This is a genomic window from Shewanella sp. SP2S2-4 (genome assembly GCF_031932025.1).
Taxonomy (GTDB): Bacteria; Pseudomonadota; Gammaproteobacteria; order Enterobacterales; family Shewanellaceae; genus Shewanella; species Shewanella baltica.
Map to the genome: position 1 here is coordinate 95,236 of NZ_JAUOER010000013.1, position 18,804 is coordinate 114,039.

The 18,804-nt window shown below is 48.5% G+C and carries 14 protein-coding genes; 11 read left to right on the top strand and 3 right to left on the bottom strand.

The genetic code is table 11. The features are described 5' to 3' along the window. The first annotated feature begins 24 nt into the window (after window positions 1-24). On the top strand, window positions 25-1,809 hold the full coding sequence (locus Q4Q54_RS12425) for a GGDEF domain-containing protein (protein WP_311988605.1): 1,785 nt from the start codon (window positions 25-27) through the stop codon (window positions 1,807-1,809). 754 nt (window positions 1,810-2,563) lie between these two features. Then, complete coding sequence (locus Q4Q54_RS12430) at window positions 2,564-3,880, top strand: hemolysin family protein (protein ID WP_107946304.1); 1,317 nt, start codon at window positions 2,564-2,566, stop codon at window positions 3,878-3,880. On the opposite strand, the gene ilvY is transcribed toward Q4Q54_RS12430, so the two are convergent. Next, a complete protein-coding gene (ilvY, locus tag Q4Q54_RS12435; protein WP_259583266.1) occupies window positions 3,877-4,749 on the bottom strand; it encodes an HTH-type transcriptional activator IlvY in 873 nt (290 codons plus the stop codon). The two genes, Q4Q54_RS12430 and ilvY, sit on opposite strands and share 4 nt — an antisense overlap. 261 nt (window positions 4,750-5,010) lie before the next feature. Here ilvY and ilvC point away from each other — a divergent pair, with 261 nt between their 5' ends. The 7 genes from ilvC (at window position 5,011) to Q4Q54_RS12470 (ending at window position 14,422) form a co-directional block, all read left to right on the top strand. Further along, window positions 5,011-6,489 (top strand): ketol-acid reductoisomerase, encoded by a 1,479-nt coding sequence (ilvC, locus tag Q4Q54_RS12440; RefSeq protein ID WP_011848076.1) that lies wholly within the window; start codon window positions 5,011-5,013, stop codon window positions 6,487-6,489. Between the two features lie 735 nt (window positions 6,490-7,224). After that, on the top strand, window positions 7,225-8,898 hold the full coding sequence (gene ilvG, locus Q4Q54_RS12445) for an acetolactate synthase 2 catalytic subunit (protein ID WP_006083460.1): 1,674 nt from the start codon (window positions 7,225-7,227) through the stop codon (window positions 8,896-8,898). Further along, the gene (gene ilvM, locus Q4Q54_RS12450) at window positions 8,895-9,152 is read left to right on the top strand and encodes an acetolactate synthase 2 small subunit (RefSeq protein ID WP_006083459.1); all 258 of its coding nucleotides are present in this window, start codon (window positions 8,895-8,897) and stop codon (window positions 9,150-9,152) included. The genes ilvG and ilvM overlap by 4 nt, the downstream gene beginning before the upstream one ends. Window positions 9,153-9,288: 136 nt before the next feature. Further along, entirely contained in the window at window positions 9,289-11,163 is a 1,875-nt protein-coding gene (gene ilvD / locus Q4Q54_RS12455; RefSeq protein ID WP_311988593.1) for a dihydroxy-acid dehydratase, read from the top strand. A 1-nt stretch (window position 11,164) separates the two neighbouring features. Continuing rightward, window positions 11,165-12,760, top strand: coding sequence for a threonine ammonia-lyase, biosynthetic (gene ilvA, locus Q4Q54_RS12460; protein WP_311988594.1), 1,596 nt, complete (start codon window positions 11,165-11,167; stop codon window positions 12,758-12,760). A gap of 266 nt (window positions 12,761-13,026) precedes the next feature. After that, complete coding sequence (locus tag Q4Q54_RS12465; RefSeq protein ID WP_259583270.1) at window positions 13,027-14,160, top strand: pyridoxal-phosphate-dependent aminotransferase family protein; 1,134 nt, start codon at window positions 13,027-13,029, stop codon at window positions 14,158-14,160. A gap of 1 nt (window position 14,161) precedes the next feature. Beyond that, a complete protein-coding gene (locus Q4Q54_RS12470) occupies window positions 14,162-14,422 on the top strand; it encodes a hypothetical protein (RefSeq protein WP_115336048.1) in 261 nt (86 codons plus the stop codon). Window positions 14,423-14,480: 58 nt separating this feature from the next. Here Q4Q54_RS12470 and Q4Q54_RS12475 read toward each other — a convergent pair whose 3' ends face one another. After that, on the bottom strand, window positions 14,481-14,609 hold the full coding sequence (locus Q4Q54_RS12475) for a hypothetical protein (protein WP_012090428.1): 129 nt from the start codon (window positions 14,607-14,609) through the stop codon (window positions 14,481-14,483). A gap of 201 nt (window positions 14,610-14,810) precedes the next feature. Here Q4Q54_RS12475 and Q4Q54_RS12480 point away from each other — a divergent pair, with 201 nt between their 5' ends. Beyond that, on the top strand, window positions 14,811-15,728 hold the full coding sequence (locus Q4Q54_RS12480) for a DUF2971 domain-containing protein (protein WP_259586190.1): 918 nt from the start codon (window positions 14,811-14,813) through the stop codon (window positions 15,726-15,728). Window positions 15,729-16,237: 509 nt separating this feature from the next. After that, the gene (locus tag Q4Q54_RS12485; RefSeq protein ID WP_311988595.1) at window positions 16,238-17,101 is read left to right on the top strand and encodes a TIM44-like domain-containing protein; all 864 of its coding nucleotides are present in this window, start codon (window positions 16,238-16,240) and stop codon (window positions 17,099-17,101) included. Window positions 17,102-17,338: 237 nt separating this feature from the next. Here Q4Q54_RS12485 and Q4Q54_RS12490 read toward each other — a convergent pair whose 3' ends face one another. Then, window positions 17,339-18,703, bottom strand: a complete 1,365-nt coding sequence (locus Q4Q54_RS12490; protein WP_311988596.1) for a sodium-dependent transporter — start codon at window positions 18,701-18,703, stop codon at window positions 17,339-17,341. Window positions 18,704-18,804 lie beyond the last annotated feature (101 nt).

Sequence of the window (18,804 nt, forward strand, 5' to 3'; positions counted from 1 at the left end):
CGAAATCATTCTATTAGTCATAAGATGACGCTGACAATTATCGGGGTGAGCTCATTTTTTGCTGTGTTAACTATGCTGGTGCAGCTGATTTGGAACTATCAGGATAGTATCGACAATGCCACGTCGGATATCCGCGAATATTCAGAATCTATTCTGCCGAGTGTGGCGAAGTCGCTTTGGGACGTTGACCGCAGCCTGCTATCTGATTTGCTCTCTGGTTTAGGAATGATGCCGTTAGTGTCGAGCGTGCATTTAGACAGTATCGACGGTGTCACTATGCAGCTGGGTAAACCGCTGTTAACCGACGACGAGTCGCAAACCCTGTTTCATTATCCTGTGACTTATCAAGATCAACTGATCGCAACTTTAACCGTAGGCTTAGACACTAACCAGCTTTACTACGAGCTGTGGCGACAGTTGATTTTTATTGTGCTCGGCAATGGCTTAAAGACCCTGCTGATGATCTATTTGATCTTGACCTTAGTGCGACTCATGGTAACAGATAGACTGTCGGCATTGGAAGATTTTACTAATAAAATCAATCTAAAATCGTTAAAAAAGTTGTCTGTTCCGGAAACGGTGACCGCCAGTCCTGACGAGATTGCTCATGTTGCATTGTCGCTTAAGGCCATGTATCAAAGGATACGCAACGACCTCGCTATCAATAAACGCCATCAACGTGCGTTACAGCAACAGCAGCATTTATTGTCGGACTTAGTGAAAGAGCGGACCAAAGAACTGGACTGGCAGTCGCAGTCGAATCAGTTGCTGGCAGAGATTTCGTTGCAATTTTTGAGTATCGATACCTGCAATGTAGATAAAACCTTAACTGAGGTGTGCCACAAAATAGGTCAGTTGTTTGATGTTGAGAGGGTGAGCATTCTCGAATTTCATCAACAGCATGCTTATTACCGCAGTTTTTGGACCAGCGAGTTACATGCTAACAAGGTCCAAGGGATTTCGGTGGACAACATTACTCAGCTTGCTAAAAAATTCGAAACAGAATCGACCTTAGTGATTGAGGATCTTGAGGCGTTAAAGGCATTGTCACCACAGGAATATGAGGTGATGAAATCCGTGGGCATTTGCTCTATTGCTGCCTTTGCGATTAAAAATGCCGGAGAGTTATTGGGATTACTCTCGCTGTCGACGGTGTCGCGGCCCTTGAATTGGAACGCCCAGAAAAAGAATATGCTGACTCAGTTTGCCTCCGCATTGAACGAGTTACTGCTGCGCGAGCAAAAAGAGCGGCAGATGATAGTGCTGCAACAAGCGCTGGTTACTGCCAATACTCAATTGAAAGAAAAGGCCGAAACCGATGAGTTGACTGGGTTAGCGAATAGACGTCCTTTTACCGAAAGGCTAGAGACTGTGCTACAGACCAAGACGCCAGCGGGGCTGTTGATGTTGGACGTCGATTATTTTAAATCCTATAACGACACTTATGGTCATATTGAAGGTGACCTAGTGCTTAAGCGTGTGGCGGATGCCTTAGCGCAGTGCGATATCCTGCCGCACAATGCTTTGTTGGCGCGCATCGGGGGCGAAGAGTTTGCCTTAGTCGTTGAGCACGTCTCACCTGCGCAGTTAACGGCTATTGCCACGCAACTGTGTTATCTCGTCGAGCAACTCAGTATTCCCCATCAAGCATCACCGTTGGCAGCGGTAACGATTAGTATTGGCAGCGTGTTTTTGCCATTAGATAAGGTCTCGGGACTTAAGATGCCCGACGTGTTACGCCGTGCCGATGTTTGTCTCTATCGCGCTAAGGATAAAGGGCGTAATAGGGTCGAAGTTGAAGTGATTTAATGGCAGCATAGGGGCAAGTCAGCCTTGTACCTATACCTGTTGCAGTCTTTTGTTGCTCGGCACCAGTTGAGTATTGCTCCATCATTAGGTGCTCTCTGCGCTTAATGATTGGGATTAAGCCTCAAATTGTCCTATCTCCATGCTTAAGCAATGCTTAGGCCATCAGCGTTCGTCATTTAGTAATCCGGCGATATTTAGGCTAAATCAGCTGAGCCTCTTTATGTCACAGACCGCATTCAATCATGCTAACTAATTGATAACATTTGCATGAAACTGTGCTGTAGATCCATCGTTAAGATAAAAATTACTCAAGGTGAGGTAATATTAGGCGGCAAATGAGATATAATCTGTCGCCCATAGTCGATTTAGCGATGCACTCTGAGTGACATCCATGCTGCCATTCTGGACGTATTTCTCGTAACGCAACTAAGCAAAAGCCACGACTGCCTAGTCAATTCCATTGGCTTAAATGTACGTTCTAGCAGCTCAATATCAAAGCCACCGCACTGAGATGTCTTAATGATGTCGAGTCGCGCCTAAGCCGTGAATTTGCAGATATACTCAGAGCAGCCTAAAACGGCAATGTAAGTGCTTTTTATCTTAGGGTAGCAAGGAGCTGGCACAGCCGTTTGAACGGTTTGTAGACTGGATAACCCCTAGCAAACTGTGCCCCAATTAAATGAATTCAGCTGACTCGCGAGCCATAAAGCGCGGGTTGGTCCTAGTTAGTCCAGTGTTAAATGAAAGGTGTTACATGAGTCTCTTTGATAACGTGATGATTATATTGTGCCTAATCGGCGCGAGTTGTTTCTTCTCTATGTCAGAAATTGCACTTGCCGCTTCACGTAAAATCCGTTTACGTCAATTGGCCGATGAGGGCGATGCCCGCGCAGAAAAAGTGTTGCAGTTACAAGCCGTTCCCGGCAGCTTTTTTACTGTGGTACAAATCGGGCTTAATGCCGTTGCCATCATGGGGGGTATCGTCGGTGAGTCGGCATTTCGACCTTATTTCTATGAATTACTATCGCCTTTGCTGACCGATCCTTGGTTGAGCCAACTGAGCTTTATTTTATCCTTTGTTGTCGTCACCAGTGCCTTTATTCTGGTGGCCGATTTGATGCCAAAACGCATTGCGATGGCGATGCCTGAGCCCGTCGCATTAGCCGTTGTTGGGCCTATGTCTTTCTGTATTGTGCTATTGCGTCCATTAGTATGGTTTTTCAATGGTATGGCGAGCGGCATCTTTAAACTGCTGCAAATCCCAACCGTGCGTAACGATGCTATCACCTCCGATGACATTTATGCTGTGATGAATGCGGGCGCCGAAGCTGGAGTTTTAGATCGCGGTGAACAACAGATGATGGAAAATGTGTTTGAAATGCAAACCGTTTCTGTAACCTCTGCCATGACGGCCCGTGAAAGCTTAGTGTACTTTTTACTGCAAGACAGCGAAGAAGATATCAAGCGTAAGATTTCTGAAGATCCCCATACTAAGTTCCTCGTCTGCGATGGTCAGTTAGATATGATCAAAGGCTTTGTGGATGCAAAAGAATTGCTGATCCGTGTGATCAACGGTGAGAATATCACCTTAAAAGGCAGTAACTTAGTCCACACTTCGCTGATTATTCCCGATACTTTGAGCCTATCTGAGGCGATGGAATATTTTAAGAATAGCCGCGCCGATTTTGCCGTAGTCATGAACGAATATGCCTTAGTGGTGGGTATTGTCACGACCAACGATTTACAACGCGCCGTGATGGGGGCTTGGTCATTGCACGAGAGCGAAGAGCAGATTATCGCCCGCGATGGTAACTCTTGGTTAGTCGATGGGGTAACACCGATTACCGACGTGATGCGCGCCTTCGGCATCGAAGAATTCCCGCATAATCAAAACTACGAAACCATTGCCGGTTTTATGATGTATATGCTGCGTAAAATCCCTAAGCGTACCGATTTCGTCAACTATGCGGGTTATAAATTTGAGGTGGTCGATATCGATTCTTACAAGGTCGATCAGCTATTGGTGACCCGTATCGATCCTATCGATAAGCTCAACTCGCCGGATGTTTAAATCACATCCAAAAACGCATTGACTATGGGATCGTCGAGCCGCTTTACTTTGCAGCAGCAACCTAACTCGAAGGGCGGTATTGCAACGGGAGAGGCGAGTAACTGAATGCGATCCCGCACTGGGCTGTTATTGATTACCACTTCTGGGCTCATGCTCACGCCGCAGCCCAACGCCACCATAGAGGCGATCGCTTCTTGGCCCGACACTTGGGCGTAAATATTAGGGCTGATGCCCATTTGTTTGAACCAGTTATCGGCGCGGCGACGTCCGGGGCCATGGTCCGGAATGATAAAGGGCACGCTCGACCAATCGATGGGCGTTTGGGAAATCTGCTGCTGCACCGCGCAACGTATGGTTGGGGCGATAATCGACAGCGGCACATCGTCGATTTTGGCAAAGTGTAAGCTGCTCGGAAACGGATCGGGCAGGGCGGCGATGGCGATATCGGCGCGATTCTGTTGCACTTCTGCCAGCGCGTTCGCCGCATCTCCCGTGGTTAAGGCGATTTCGACGAAGGGATGTTCTTGGCGGAATAAATCCAATAAACCCGGTAAATGACTGTAGGCGGCGGTGACCGAGCAATACAGATTTAACCGACCGCGCAGTACGTCCTGCTTGAGATCGATACTGTGCTTGAGCGTGCTCCAATGGTTCAAAGTTTGCTCGGCGAACCGCTTAAACTCGTGTCCCGCGTGGGTTAAGGTCACGCTGCGATTATCCCGCTCTAACAGCTTAGCGTTTACTTCCTCTTCTAATCTTTGCAGGGCTCGGCTTAAGGTCGATGGGCTCACATGCATCTGTTCCGCTGTCTTGGCGAAGTGCAAACTGTCACATAAGTGCAGGTACAATTTGAGGGTACGAATATCCATGATCTTATCCTGTTTAGTCTGAGCTTGAGCCTTGGCTTGAGTGACGGCGTGATTGGGGACCGCATATTGGCGCCGATGTTACTGTCAGTGTTACTGATCCATGATTACAGTTGACGTTGCGCAGAATGCAATATGAAGTTCCGAATATATCATTTTAAGCAATGATAAGCATGGGTTATAGTGATTTCAATCACAACCAAGCCGTAACATTATGTTAGTTTGGTTGCGTCCAAAATTTCTGACTTATAGGTGGTATATCAGATGGCTAACTATTTTAACTCTCTGAATTTACGTCAACAATTAGCACAGCTTGGCCAATGTCGTTTCATGGATCGTTCTGAGTTTAGCGACGGCTGTAACTACATCAAAGATTGGAATATTGTTATTTTAGGTTGTGGTGCTCAAGGTCTTAACCAAGGCTTGAACATGCGTGATTCGGGTCTGAATATCTCTTTTGCCCTGCGTCCTGAAGCGATTGAACAGAAACGTGCCTCATGGCAGAAAGCGACCGACAACGGTTTCCGTGTCGGTACGTTTGAAGAATTAATCCCCGCGGCGGATCTGGTACTTAACCTGACGCCGGACAAACAGCATTCCAACGTGGTTAACGCGGTTATGCCACTGATGAAGCAAGGTTCTACCTTGTCTTACTCACACGGCTTCAATATCGTTGAAGAAGGCATGCAAGTTCGTCCCGATATCACTGTGGTGATGGTTGCCCCTAAGTGCCCAGGCACTGAAGTGCGTGAAGAATACAAACGTGGTTTTGGTGTGCCAACCCTTATTGCGGTTCACCCAGAAAACGATCCAGACGGTGACGGCTTAGAGATTGCTAAAGCCTACGCTAGCGCAACGGGTGGCGACAGAGCCGGTGTTTTACTGTCGTCTTTCATCGCCGAAGTGAAGTCGGATCTAATGGGCGAGCAGACCATTCTGTGCGGTATGTTGCAGACGGGTGCCATCTTAGGTTACGAGAAAATGATCGCCGATGGCGTTGAGCCAGGCTACGCGGCCAAGCTTATCCAGCAAGGTTGGGAAACGGTCACTGAAGCGTTGAAACACGGCGGCATCACTAACATGATGGACCGTTTGTCTAATCCAGCCAAGATTAAAGCATTTGAAATTGCAGAAGATTTAAAAGAAATCCTCCAGCCATTATTTGAAAAGCACATGGATGACATCATCAGCGGCGAATTCTCTCGCACTATGATGGAAGACTGGGCGAACGATGATGCGAACTTACTGCGTTGGAGAGCGGAAACTGGCGAAACAGGTTTCGAAAATGCACCCGTATCGAGCGAGCATATCGACGAACAAACCTATTTCGACAAAGGTATTTTCCTTGTCGCTATGATCAAAGCGGGTGTGGAACTGGCGTTCGACACTATGGTGTCTGCGGGTATCGTGGAAGAGTCGGCTTATTACGAGTCACTGCATGAAACTCCACTCATCGCCAACACGATTGCCCGTAAGCGTTTGTACGAAATGAACGTAGTGATTTCAGATACCGCCGAATACGGTTGCTACCTGTTCAATCACGCCGCCGTACCTATGCTGCGCGATTACGTTAATGCCATGTCATCTGAGTATTTAGGTGCTGGCCTGAAAGACAGCGCAACCGGTGTCGACAACCTAACGCTCATCGCAGTTAACGAAGCGATTCGTGAAACGGCAGTGGAATATGTTGGCGCTGAACTTCGCGGTTACATGACTGATATGAAGAGCATTGTTGAGGCTTAATTGATCGTTAGTTAAGCCCAGCATTGGGGGAGAGGGTTGAGACTTAAAGGACTTAGGTCTCAGCTCAGTTCCCAAGCAATCTCATGATGGTGAAACGCGCATCTTGAGCTTGCTTAGTGATAAATCAGTTTAGTGGAAACCAAATTTTTTCCTGTTCAGTGGGTTATCGAGCGGGCAAAAACGACATTGTTAGTGAGTTAATAGTTAGTGAGTGAATCTTCAGTGAGCGTTCGATGGTAAATGCGCGTTCAGTGAATGAATCCTGCGGTAGGTGAATCGCGCCGACTGAGGATCAACAGTTAACGTTTTACTTTGTTGTTTTGCATTGTCTCGGCAGGGAAGCTGAATTTTTTTTGACAAAAGATATTTTTTATTGTGTTTGGCTGTCGCTTTATGGTAAAGCTAATAGCTCGCGGTAGGGCAAAGTCCAAAGCGAAACTAACTTTCATGCAATATCCCAATTTTAGAAACACCGATTAGGAATCCATATTGATGTTTAACCAAGCTGCCAAGCTCATTCTCGTGATTATTACCGTCGTGATTATTAAATCACAGCGGGGGCGGCGCATGGCGAACTGATAGACCTAAAAGGTTAGAAGTTTCGAAAGAACCCCCCGCTCCGAAAGGACCGGGGGGTTCTTCGTTTTAGGGCCTAGAGCAAGGTCCTAAGCTTCGAAAGAGTAAAAAATTAGCGTCGATTTTCGGCAATTCAGGACTAACGTAGCGAGAGAGAATATGGAACCAGGGCAGATGATCAGAGGCGCAGATGCGGTAATTAAAGTGTTAGCAGCACATGGAGTCACCACAGTGTTTGGTTACCCAGGTGGTGCCATTATGCCAATATACGATGCCCTCTATGGAAGCCCTGTCGAACATCTGCTCAGCCGTCACGAACAAGGCGCCGCCTTTGCCGCCGTAGGATACGCAAGAGCCAGCGGTAAAACTGGCGTGTGCTTTGCGACTTCAGGCCCTGGCGCGACTAACCTGATCACTTCCTTAGCCGATGCCCTGTTAGATTCTGTACCTATGGTGGCCATCACAGGCCAAGTCTCTACCGCCGTTATCGGCACCGACGCTTTTCAAGAAATCGACGTGCTGGGCATGTCACTGAGCTGCACTAAGCACAGTTTTATGGTGACAGACGTCAACGACCTGATCCCAACCTTGTATCAAGCCTTCGAAATCGCTGCATCCGGTCGCCCTGGCCCTGTGCTGGTCGATATCCCGAAGGATATCCAAATCGCCCAATTGGAATATCGCACCCCTTTGCTGGCCGTGATGAACGAACCCCAAGCCGAGATGAGTGATATCGACGCCGCCCGTGCGCTGTTGGCTGAGGCTAAACAGCCTATGTTGTATGTAGGCGGCGGTGTAGGCATGGCTGGCGCGGTCGATCAACTGCGTGAGTTTATCAAAGTGACGGGCATACCTTCGGTCGCAACCTTGAAAGGGCTGGGCAGTATCGCCCACGGCACGCCCGGCTACTTAGGCATGTTAGGCATGCATGGCGGCAAGGCCGCTAACTTAGCGGTACAGGATTGCGATTTACTGATCGTGGTGGGTGCCCGTTTCGACGACCGAGTCACTGGCCGTTTAGCGAGCTTTGCCGACAAGGCCAAAGTGATCCATTTAGACATCGACGCCGCTGAGCTGGGTAAATTGCGTATGCCTGAGGTGGCAATCGCCGGCGACTTACGTCAAATACTACCTGCTTTAGCCATGTCGATGAACATCACCCCTTGGCAGGCTGAGGTGGAGCATTTATCCCGTAAGCATCAATGGGATTATCAACACCCCGGCAGTTTGATCTATGCGCCTGCGCTGCTGCGCCGTTTAGCCAATAAATTACCCGAAGACAGCGTAGTGTGTTGCGATGTGGGTCAGCACCAAATGTGGGTGGCCCAGCATATGTGGTTCCGCCGCCCAGAAGATCATCTGTCCAGCGCGGGCTTAGGCACTATGGGCTTTGGCTTACCCGCCGCCATTGGTGCGCAAGTGGCCCGTCCCGATGCCACTGTGGTGACAGTGTCTGGCGATGGGTCTTTTATGATGAATGTGCAGGAACTGACCACCATCAAACGCCGCAAGCTGCCAGTGAAAATCGTGCTGGTTGATAACCAAAAGCTTGGCATGGTGAAGCAGTGGCAGCAGCTATTTTTTGAAGAACGCTACAGCGAAACGGATTTATCCGATAACCCAGATTTTGTTTTATTGGCCTCCGCCTTTGATATCCCCGGCCGTACGATTTTCTCTTCCGACGAAGTGGAAGAAGCCTTAACCGAAATGTTAGCGGCTAAGGGCCCGTATTTGTTACACGTTGCAATCGACGATGCTTTTAACGTTTGGCCACTGGTGCCCCCCGGCGCATCAAACAGCGATATGATGGACGAAATGGAGAAACAAACATGATCCACTCTCTGGAATTAACGGTTCAACAACGCCCCGAAGTGCTTGAGCGTGTTTTGCGCGTGACTCGACATCGTGGCTTTACGATTACCCAAATGCAGATGCGCATGAATGACGATGCGAGCCTGTCGCTGGATATGGAGGTCGATAGCGAACGTGCCATCGAACTGTTAAGTAATCAGCTGAATAAACTGATTGATGTGACTCAATGTAAGGTATTGTTACCGCTGAGCTTGCAACAAACGGCGAATGCTTAAGGCCTTGCTTAGGTGCATTTTAGTCCATGATGTTGAGTGACTATGAGTGCCAGATATTGAGGGGAATGCGGCAAGTGCAGCATTCGCCATGTGAATTAAGAATACGATTTTCGATTTGAGATAAAGGATACAGTCAATGCCAAAGTTACGATCAGCTACCAGTACCGAAGGCCGCAATATGGCGGGTGCCCGTGCGTTATGGCGCGCCACAGGGGTGAAAGACAATGATTTTGGTAAGCCAATTATCGCTATTTCTAACTCCTTTACTCAGTTTGTACCGGGCCACGTGCACTTAAAAGATATGGGCTCACTCGTCGCGAGCGCCATTGAAGACGCGGGCGGTATCGCAAAAGAATTCAATACGATCGCCGTCGATGACGGTATCGCCATGGGCCACGGCGGCATGCTTTACAGTCTGCCATCGCGTGAACTTATTGCCGACAGTGTGGAATACATGGTTAACGCCCACTGCGCCGATGCCTTAGTGTGTATCTCCAACTGCGACAAGATCACCCCCGGCATGTTGATGGCGGCGCTGCGCCTCAATATTCCCGTCGTGTTTGTCTCTGGCGGACCGATGGAAGCGGGTAAAACTAAGCTGTCGGATAAGCTCATCAAACTCGATTTAGTCGATGCTATGGTGGCGGGCGCCGACTCGAACGTGAGCGATGAAGACAGTGCCAAAATCGAGCGTAGCGCGTGTCCAACCTGTGGCTCTTGCTCAGGCATGTTTACCGCCAACTCAATGAATTGTTTAACCGAAGCGCTAGGATTATCGCTGCCGGGTAACGGCTCTATGCTGGCAACCCACGCCGATCGCCGCGAGCTGTTTTTGGAAGCGGGTCGTCGCGTGATGGCGCTGGCAAAACGTTATTATCATCAAGATGATGAATCGGCATTGCCACGTAATATCGCCAACTTCAAAGCCTTCGAAAATGCCATGACCTTAGATATCGCCATGGGCGGTTCATCTAATACCGTATTGCATTTATTGGCCGCCGCGCAGGAAGCCGATGTTGATTTTACCATGGCGGATATCGACCGTATGTCGCGCCTTGTGCCGCACCTTTGTAAGGTTGCGCCATCGACGCCTAAATACCATATGGAAGACGTGCACCGTGCGGGCGGCGTGATGGGGATTTTAGGCGAGCTCGACAGAGCCGGATTACTGCATACCGATGTGTTCCATGTGGCGGCCGATAATGACGGCACGCCGGGCAGCGGGACCTTGAAATCAGTATTGGCCCAGTACGATGTGATGCAGACCCAAGATGAAAAAGTAAAACATTTCTTTATGGCGGGGCCTGCGGGGATTCCGACCACTAAAGCCTTTAGCCAAGATTGTCGCTGGCCGTCACTGGATAACGACAGACAAGAAGGTTGTATTCGTAGCCGTGAGTTTGCTTTCAGCCAAGAGGGTGGCCTTGCCGTATTGTCGGGCAACGTGGCCGAGAACGGCTGTATCGTTAAAACAGCGGGCGTGGATGAATCGAATCTGACCTTCATCGGCTCGGCTCGCGTCTATGAAAGCCAAGATGACGCAGTGGCGGGTATCTTAGGCGGCGAAGTGGTGGCGGGTGATGTGGTTGTTATCCGTTATGAAGGCCCGAAAGGCGGCCCGGGTATGCAAGAAATGTTGTACCCAACCAGTTACTTAAAATCTCGCGGCCTAGGCAAGGTCTGTGCGCTGATCACCGACGGGCGTTTCTCCGGTGGCACTTCAGGTTTATCGATTGGCCACGTTTCACCCGAAGCGGCAGCGGGCGGCACAATCGCCTTGATTGAAAATGGCGATCGCATCGAAATCGATATTCCCAAGCGCAGTATCAAGCTGGCGTTAACTGATGCTGAACTCAATGCTCGCCGCGAGGCCATGTTAGCGCGTGGCCCAATGGCGTGGAAACCTATAGGTCGCCAGCGTTATGTGTCACTCGCGCTTAAGGCCTACGCCATGCTCGCCACCAGTGCCGACAAAGGCGCGGTGCGCGATCGCAGTAAACTGGAGGACTAATATGTTGCCACTTGCATCGCAAGCTCGGACGGATTTAGCACATTTTCAGTTGGCACAAAGCTATCTGCAAAAAATCCTGTTGTCATCTGTGTATGACATAGCGAAAGTGACGCCGCTTTCAAGCATGAACAAGCTATCGGCGCGTTTAGGTTGTCAGGTATTTTTGAAGCGCGAAGATATGCAGCCAGTGCATTCCTTCAAGTTACGCGGTGCCTATAACCGTATCGCCCAGCTGACGAAAGAAGAATGTCAACGCGGTGTGGTGTGTGCTTCGGCAGGCAATCATGCTCAGGGTGTGGCGATGTCGGCGGCGAGTCGCGGTGTGGATGCTGTGATTGTGATGCCAGAGACAACGCCCGATATTAAAGTCGATGCGGTGCGCCGTTTAGGTGGCAACGTGGTATTGCACGGCCAAGCCTTCGATCAAGCCAATGGCTTTGCGATGGCGATGGCGAAAGAAGAGGGCCGAGTCTATATCGCGCCCTTCGACGATGAAGCGGTGATCGCAGGCCAAGGCACTATCGCCCAAGAGATGTTGCAGCAGCAGCGTGATCTCGAAGTGGTATTTGTGCCCGTAGGCGGTGGCGGGCTTATCGCGGGTATCGCTGCCTATTACAAAGCGGTGATGCCGCAGGTGAAAATTGTCGGCGTCGAGCCAGAAGACGCGGCCTGTTTAAAGGCAGCGATGGAAGCGGGCGAACCTGTGACACTGGCGCAAGTCGGTTTATTTGCCGATGGCGTGGCGGTTAAACGTATCGGCACTGAGCCGTTTCGAGTCGCGAAACTTTATGTCGATGAAGTAGTGACTGTCACTTCGGATGAAATCTGCGCCGCGGTAAAAGATATCTTTGAGGACACCCGTGCGATCGCCGAACCCGCAGGGGCCTTGTCCTTAGCTGGGCTTAAAAAATATGTCAGCGCTAATGCCAATGGTGATTGCGGCAATGGTGAGAAAGTCGCGGCGATTTTAAGTGGCGCGAATGTGAATTTTCACAGTTTGCGTTATGTGTCTGAACGTTGTGAACTTGGCGAGCAAAAAGAAGCTGTACTGGCGGTGAAAGTCCCTGAGCGTCCGGGAAGTTTCTTAACATTCTGTGAGTTACTCGATAAGCGGGTGATGACAGAGTTTAACTATCGTTTCAGTAGTCGTGATCTTGCCGTGGTGTTTGCCGGCATTCGTTTAAGCCGAGGCCAAGGTGAGCTAGAACAAATCATTGCCACCTTAGAGGCCAATGGTTTTGAAGTTCAGGATTTATCCGGGGATGAAACCGCGAAATTGCATGTGCGTTATATGGTCGGTGGTCATCCACCAGAGCCTTTAGAGGAGCGTTTATTTAGCTTTGAGTTTCCTGAACATCCCGGTGCGCTGCTGAAGTTTTTAACGACCTTGCAGAGCAAATGGAACATCAGTCTGTTCCATTATCGTAACCACGGCGCGGCCTTTGGCCGAGTGCTGGCGGGATTTGAAGTACCCGCGAGTGATGCTTTGCCGTTCCAACAGTTTTTAACTGAGTTGGGTTTTGTCTATCAAGAGGAAACCCAAAGTCCTGCCTATCAGCTGTTTTTAAATGCGGGTAACGGCAGCAAAGTCTTATAGGGTTTGCGGTGATGCACGTAGCTTAGATCGACGCGATGACATGTTAGGCAAAGTTAGGCACAAGTTAAGTCAAAGTTAGGCTAAAGGAGGGGCGCACAGGCGCCCTTTTTTGTGGTAGTTTTGTAGACTTAATACTCTAGCCGCCGATTAATACGTCACAGTTAAGTTACTGACTTAACCCGTTAACGATTAACGGGCAGTTTCTGAAAACAGAACGGCTAACGAATAACAACGAGACCTCGACCTGCACGCATTAAGGAGACATGATGTTACCAGCACCGCGTTTTACCGCTTTTAATCCTCCTCGCCGTATTTTGATGGGCCCTGGCCCGTCGGATGTTTATCCCGAAGTGCTTGCGGCGCAGTCCAGACCGACAATTGGCCACTTAGATCCGCTATTTGTCGGCATGATGGATGAGCTTAAGAGCCTGATCCAATACGCCTTCCAAACTAAAAACGAAATGACCATGGCAGTATCCGCGCCGGGCAGTGCGGGCATGGAAACCTGTTTCGTAAACTTAGTCGAGCCGGGTGAGAAGGTGATTGTCTGTCGTAACGGTGTGTTTGGTGAGCGTATGCGCCAAAACGTCGAGCGCATGGGCGCGATTGCTGTGTTGGTGGACAATGAGTGGGGCGCGCCTGTCGATCCTGCTGCGGTTGAAGCGGCGCTTAAGGCCAACCCCGATGCCAAGTTTTTAGCCTTTGTGCACGCCGAAACCTCAACTGGCGCTTTGTCCGATGCTAAAACCTTGTGCGCATTAGCCAAACAATACGGCTGCTTATCGATTGTCGATGCTGTGACTTCCCTTGGCGGCGTCGAGTTAAGAGTCGATGAATGGGGCATAGATGCCATTTATTCTGGCAGTCAAAAGTGCCTCTCCTGTGTACCGGGTTTATCACCTGTGTCTTTCTCGAGCGCAGCGGTAGAAAAACTCAAGAATCGTAAAACTCCTGTGCAAAGTTGGTTCCTCGATCAAAGTCTAGTGATGGCCTATTGGACCAGCGCGGGCGGCAAACGCAGTTATCATCACACTGCGCCAGTGAACGCGCTTTATGCACTGCATGAATCCCTGCGTATGTTGGCGGCTGAAGGCTTAGAGAATGCGTGGCAACGCCATCACGAAATGCATTTAGTGCTGCGTGCTGGGCTGGAAAAGTTAGGGCTTAATTTTGTGGTTGCCGAAGATTATCGCCTACCGCAGCTGAATACGGTTTATATCCCCGCAGGTGTGGATGATGCTGCAGTGCGCACTCGTTTGCTGAAGGATTACAACCTCGAAATCGGCGCAGGCCTTGGCGCCCTTGCGGGTAAAGCATGGCGTATCGGTCTAATGGGCTTTGGTGCCCGCCGTGAGAATGTTTCTTTATGCCTCAAGGCATTAGAAGAAGTGTTGAACTAATATGCCAAGATTACGCCTTGCCCTTTGCGGCCTAATGATCGCTTTACTCAGTGCCTGCTCGGTGAACAATACCAGCAATGCGTCCTGCGATTTTGTACGTGGAACCAACAATAATCAAAGTATGCGTGAGGCGAGCGGCCACGATACGGGCAGCGCCGATGAGCGACAAAAAGATGTCAGTATTGGCTTCTTGAGTGTCATCTTCGGCGGCATCAGCCGAGCACTTTCTTCCGATAAGTCATCGGATGGGAAATGCGTGTAACGCTGTGAGTGTTAGTTGTCTTTGAAATATTGAAAATCCCCGTAATGCGGGGATTTTTTTATTTTGTTAATAAAGTCACTTTTGGCAGCAGGTGATATTGATTAAGCACTGTCATTCCAGTGACACGCCATGAACTCATCCCTGAGGGCTCGACGGCGGCATCCATGCCGCCAACGGTCACTTCCATGACAGTGCTTAATCCAGTTAAACCCTTGGTAAACCTGATAGTCTGCTATTTACTACTACACATCGAGAATGTTTAATAAATGAGATATGAAGTTGTGGGTATATTATCTGAATTTAAAGTTCTTAATTGGATACGATATTCTGTCGCTTCGATGTTTATCAATTTATGCGTATGTACACGATGTTATTAGTACGGAGTAATATGAAGAAAATTTATAAATATATGCCTTATCGACGAGAGTTTTTTTCTAACTTTTGTCTCCGTGCTAGTCAGCGAGGAGTTTTAAATGACCCATTTGAACTCAGTCCGGCTCAAGACCTAATCGACAAGATACTTCGTGATGGACTTGGAGATGACTTTTTCGAGCAAGCGGAACAGTTCTCCTCGGATCGTAATTTCAACGAAGTCGGCGTAATTTCATTCACGGAGAACTACAACAATTTACTAATGTGGTCGCATTATGCGAATGAGCATAAAGGTATCGTTATAGAGTTTGATTATGAAAAGTTGAATGATTATTTTAACTATAAATTATCAATGTCAGACACAGTTGAGCGAGTACTCTACAACCGAGAACGTTATTCACTTCTACAGAAGGATGTTTGTGTTAAAGATTTGCTGCTTGCTAAAAGTGATGACTGGATTTACGAGAAAGAGCACCGGATCTTACCTAAGTTGAGAAAAGCGGATGCCGTCCGAGTCGACCGAGAACTATTTGAGCAACTTCATGAATTTTATGACAACCACTATGTAAATTTGTTTAGCATTGTTTCAGAGGATGAGTATTCGATTACTTTTAAGGTCAATCCTGTCGAATATGAACACTTTGACAATCAAGAGAAGGATGGCAATTCGACTGATGACAATGAAGAAATGAAGTTTAGTCCTAGTGAAACAATCCTTAACGAAATTTATGGTTCATTAGCAGTTGTGCCTTCCTCGGTATTTTTGTTTCAACTACCAGCGGACTGCATATCAGCAGTATTTGTTGGCTGTAGGGCTTCTTCAGTTGATATCGAGGAAATTAAGCTTTTAGTGAATTCTAAGAAGATTCCAATATATCAGGCAGAGTTAAGCAAGACATATTTTACCTTAGGATTTAATGAGCTGTACTTATAGAAAGGGATAGATAGGACGGGTATATCTTTTCTCTATGGCATTGCGTCTTAGCTATGATTTAGCGGTAAAAATACAGAATAGTCAGATTTCTTTTAGTCTCAATTCATTTCTAATGTTGCAGAATACGGCTCCCCTCGGAGTTGCCGCAGGGCGAATAGACAAATTGCGTGAGTTCGGTCATGGATGACCGACTAGCTTTCGCAGGTGCAGGGACGCATCCTTCGGAAGCGATAGCAAATTTGGCAATGAGTACAAGGGGCTTTCAACTCCGTAGGGGGCGTCATGGAGCATCCAAGGAGGATAGGACGAGCAGTCCTCCTTGGTCGGGTGTGGGGTGAAGCCCCACGACTTTGATTTCGATTTAGAAGAACAAACGAAGTTTGGCTATGTCGTTTTTTTTAGGCCGAAAAATGAAAGCCTGTACAGGCTGCCATCTTTTGATAGTTGACATATAATGTCATCCCGCTATGATGCCGATACCACAGGTTATACAAACAAAGATCTTATAAATGAAAAAGTTATTAATTATGTTTGCGATGATTTTTGCGGTTAGCTTGGTTGCTAGTCCAGTCGCAGAAGCGAAAAAATTCGGCGGTAGTAAGTCTATCGGCAAGAGTCACCAAACGGCGCCTGCTCAACCAGCGGCGACCAACACACCGACTACGGCACCAGCGGGAGCGCCGGGCAAGAAAGGTATGATGGGCGGCATGTTAGGCGGTTTATTAGCGGGTGGCTTATTGGCGGCGCTGTTTATGGGCGGTGGTTTTGAAAATATTCAAATTATGGATATTTTGATAATCGGTTTGCTGGCATTCGTACTATTCAAAATTGTCCGTACTGTGATGGCCTCAAAAGCGGGGGCGCAGCAAAGACCAGCCTACGCGGGTGCAGGCCAACCCAATCCTAATATGCAGCGCCAACAGACTGAACAAACAGGTTTTGCCACCAATACAAACAGCGGCAGCAATGGTTTTGGTCAAGCGACAAGCGCAGTTCCTTTCGATTTGCCAGCCGGTTTTGATTTACCCGGCTTTTTGGAAGGTGCTCGTAGCCACTACAAAACCTTGCAATTGGCGTGGAATGAAAACGACTTAAGCAAAATCCAAGAGTATGTTTCTATTGATCTTTACAATGAACTCAGCAACCAACGTCGCGAGTTAGTTGGCGATCAGCACACTGAAGTGATGTTTTTGGATGCAGAACTTGTCCGCGCCACACACAATGCAAATCTTGCGGAAGTGAGTGTTAAATTTAGCGGCCGCTATCGCGATACCGTTGAAGGCGTAGAAGAGGACATTAAGGAAATCTGGCATTTAGAGCGTAACGTAACACAAGCCAATTCACCTTGGTTAATTGTGGGTATCGAACAGTAATCAGCTCAGTGTTTAAAGCAGCCTTAATCTCTTAAGGCTGCTGTTTACATCCCCTTTCGTTTCAATCCAGCCTTCCCTAATAGTTCAACGTCATCGATAGATTGAAAAAATCCGGCTGTTATCGCATTCACTATTGGCGGCAGCAAGCCTTGATGATTATTTAAAAAAGTTAATTAGATCATCAATTGCTAAATAAAAAATCCTCGCACTCAGCGGGGATTTTTGCTTTTTACAGGGTTACACAAATTGCCTGATGGCGATCGCGATAATCAGTACTGGGCATACATACTTCACGTACCTTGGCCAAATGCGCCAGAAGAGTCCTGTGGTATCGACACCCTCTTGTCCACTTATCGCCTTGAGTAACTGGCTTTGGCGCCAAATCCAACCTAAGTAAATCGCAAGGCCGAGTGCGACCAGCGGCTGGGCGATTTGGGTGGTGAGCATAATAGTGAAGCTAAATAGCGTCTCAAAAAATACCGCCAGCAATAGGGATAATGAGGTCAGTAATAGGCCGATGATCAAGGTGGCGCGCTGGCGGCTGAGTCCGAATTTTTGCATCACATAGCTAGTCGGGACTTCGGCGATGGAAATGGCTGAAGTCAGGCCGGCGATGATCAGCAGAATAAAGAACACCACGCTGATGATGAGGTTGGCGGTGTCACCTAAGGTCGAGAATAAGGCGGGTAAAACAGTAAACACCAGCGCATCTGAATCGAGTAATTTCCCCTCGGCGTTAAAAATCTCCACGCCATTGTGCTGTGCCACATACATGGCAGGGATAATCAAGAAAGCGGCGAGAAAGGCGATGCCGCTATCGGTAAAGGCAACCCAGACGGTTAGCTTGGCGATATTCTCTTTTTGGCTCAAATAGCTGCCATAAACCATCATGGCACCTGTGCCTATGGTGAGGGAGAAGAAGGTTTGTCCGAGCGCGCTGATCAGGGTATCTGGCGCCAGTGCCTTAGCAAAGTTAGGCGTTAATAGTGCGGTAATGCCTTCGCTCGCACCATTAAGGGTGAAGATATACGCCACGCCCGCGATCAGCATGATCAACAATAACGGCATCAAGCGTTTCGACCATTTTTCTATGCCTTCTTGTACGCCTTGCAGCAAAACCAGAAACACGAGTGTGCTGAAGATCAGCGTGAACACCAGATTGCGCGACAGCGAGAAATCCACTAACCAAGCGGCGGTGTCGTTCGAGCCTAAAGCTGTGGCAATCGGGGCGATGGCGTAGCTGACAAACCAGCCAGAAAGAATGCTGTAGAAGGTATAGATTAATCCCGCGGTGACGATGGAAATCAAACCTATCGCCTTGCCTAAACTGCGAGTTAGGGTGTTGAAGCCGAGTTTGCCCATGGCATCGGCGGGGTTGGTCTGTCCGTGGCGACCTATCATGAGTTCGGCCATTAACATGGGAATGCCTAGGATGAAAATCAGTACCAGGTAAACCAGTAAAAAGGCACCGCCGCCATGGGTGGCTGCTTGGGTGGGGAATCCCCAGATGTTACCTACACCAACGGCGCTACCGGCTGCCGCCATGATAAAACCTAAGCGTGAGCTGAAGTGGTTAGTCGAACTTGTATTGGCCGATTGCATTGTGCCTCCCGTAAAAAGAAGGCGTATCTTAGGCGGATAAATAAGAAGTTCAACGCAATTTTAGTGCGTTAAAATGATGTTAATCGGCAATTTATATTCTC

Excerpts from the sequence above, each read along its gene's own strand:
- Q4Q54_RS12425 (WP_311988605.1), top strand. The coding sequence starts at position 25 with ATGACGCTGACAATTATCGGGGTGAGCTCATTTTTTGCTGTGTTAACT.
- Q4Q54_RS12430 (WP_107946304.1), top strand. The coding sequence starts at position 2,564 with ATGAGTCTCTTTGATAACGTGATGATTATATTGTGCCTAATCGGCGCG.
- ilvY (WP_259583266.1), bottom strand. The coding sequence starts at position 4,749 with ATGGATATTCGTACCCTCAAATTGTACCTGCACTTATGTGACAGTTTG.
- ilvC (WP_011848076.1), top strand. The coding sequence starts at position 5,011 with ATGGCTAACTATTTTAACTCTCTGAATTTACGTCAACAATTAGCACAG.
- ilvG (WP_006083460.1), top strand. The coding sequence starts at position 7,225 with ATGGAACCAGGGCAGATGATCAGAGGCGCAGATGCGGTAATTAAAGTG.
- ilvM (WP_006083459.1), top strand. The coding sequence starts at position 8,895 with ATGATCCACTCTCTGGAATTAACGGTTCAACAACGCCCCGAAGTGCTT.
- ilvD (WP_311988593.1), top strand. The coding sequence starts at position 9,289 with ATGCCAAAGTTACGATCAGCTACCAGTACCGAAGGCCGCAATATGGCG.
- ilvA (WP_311988594.1), top strand. The coding sequence starts at position 11,165 with ATGTTGCCACTTGCATCGCAAGCTCGGACGGATTTAGCACATTTTCAG.
- Q4Q54_RS12465 (WP_259583270.1), top strand. The coding sequence starts at position 13,027 with ATGTTACCAGCACCGCGTTTTACCGCTTTTAATCCTCCTCGCCGTATT.
- Q4Q54_RS12470 (WP_115336048.1), top strand. The coding sequence starts at position 14,162 with ATGCCAAGATTACGCCTTGCCCTTTGCGGCCTAATGATCGCTTTACTC.
- Q4Q54_RS12475 (WP_012090428.1), bottom strand. The coding sequence starts at position 14,609 with ATGGAAGTGACCGTTGGCGGCATGGATGCCGCCGTCGAGCCCTCAGGG.
- Q4Q54_RS12480 (WP_259586190.1), top strand. The coding sequence starts at position 14,811 with ATGAAGAAAATTTATAAATATATGCCTTATCGACGAGAGTTTTTTTCT.
- Q4Q54_RS12485 (WP_311988595.1), top strand. The coding sequence starts at position 16,238 with ATGAAAAAGTTATTAATTATGTTTGCGATGATTTTTGCGGTTAGCTTG.
- Q4Q54_RS12490 (WP_311988596.1), bottom strand. The coding sequence starts at position 18,703 with ATGCAATCGGCCAATACAAGTTCGACTAACCACTTCAGCTCACGCTTA.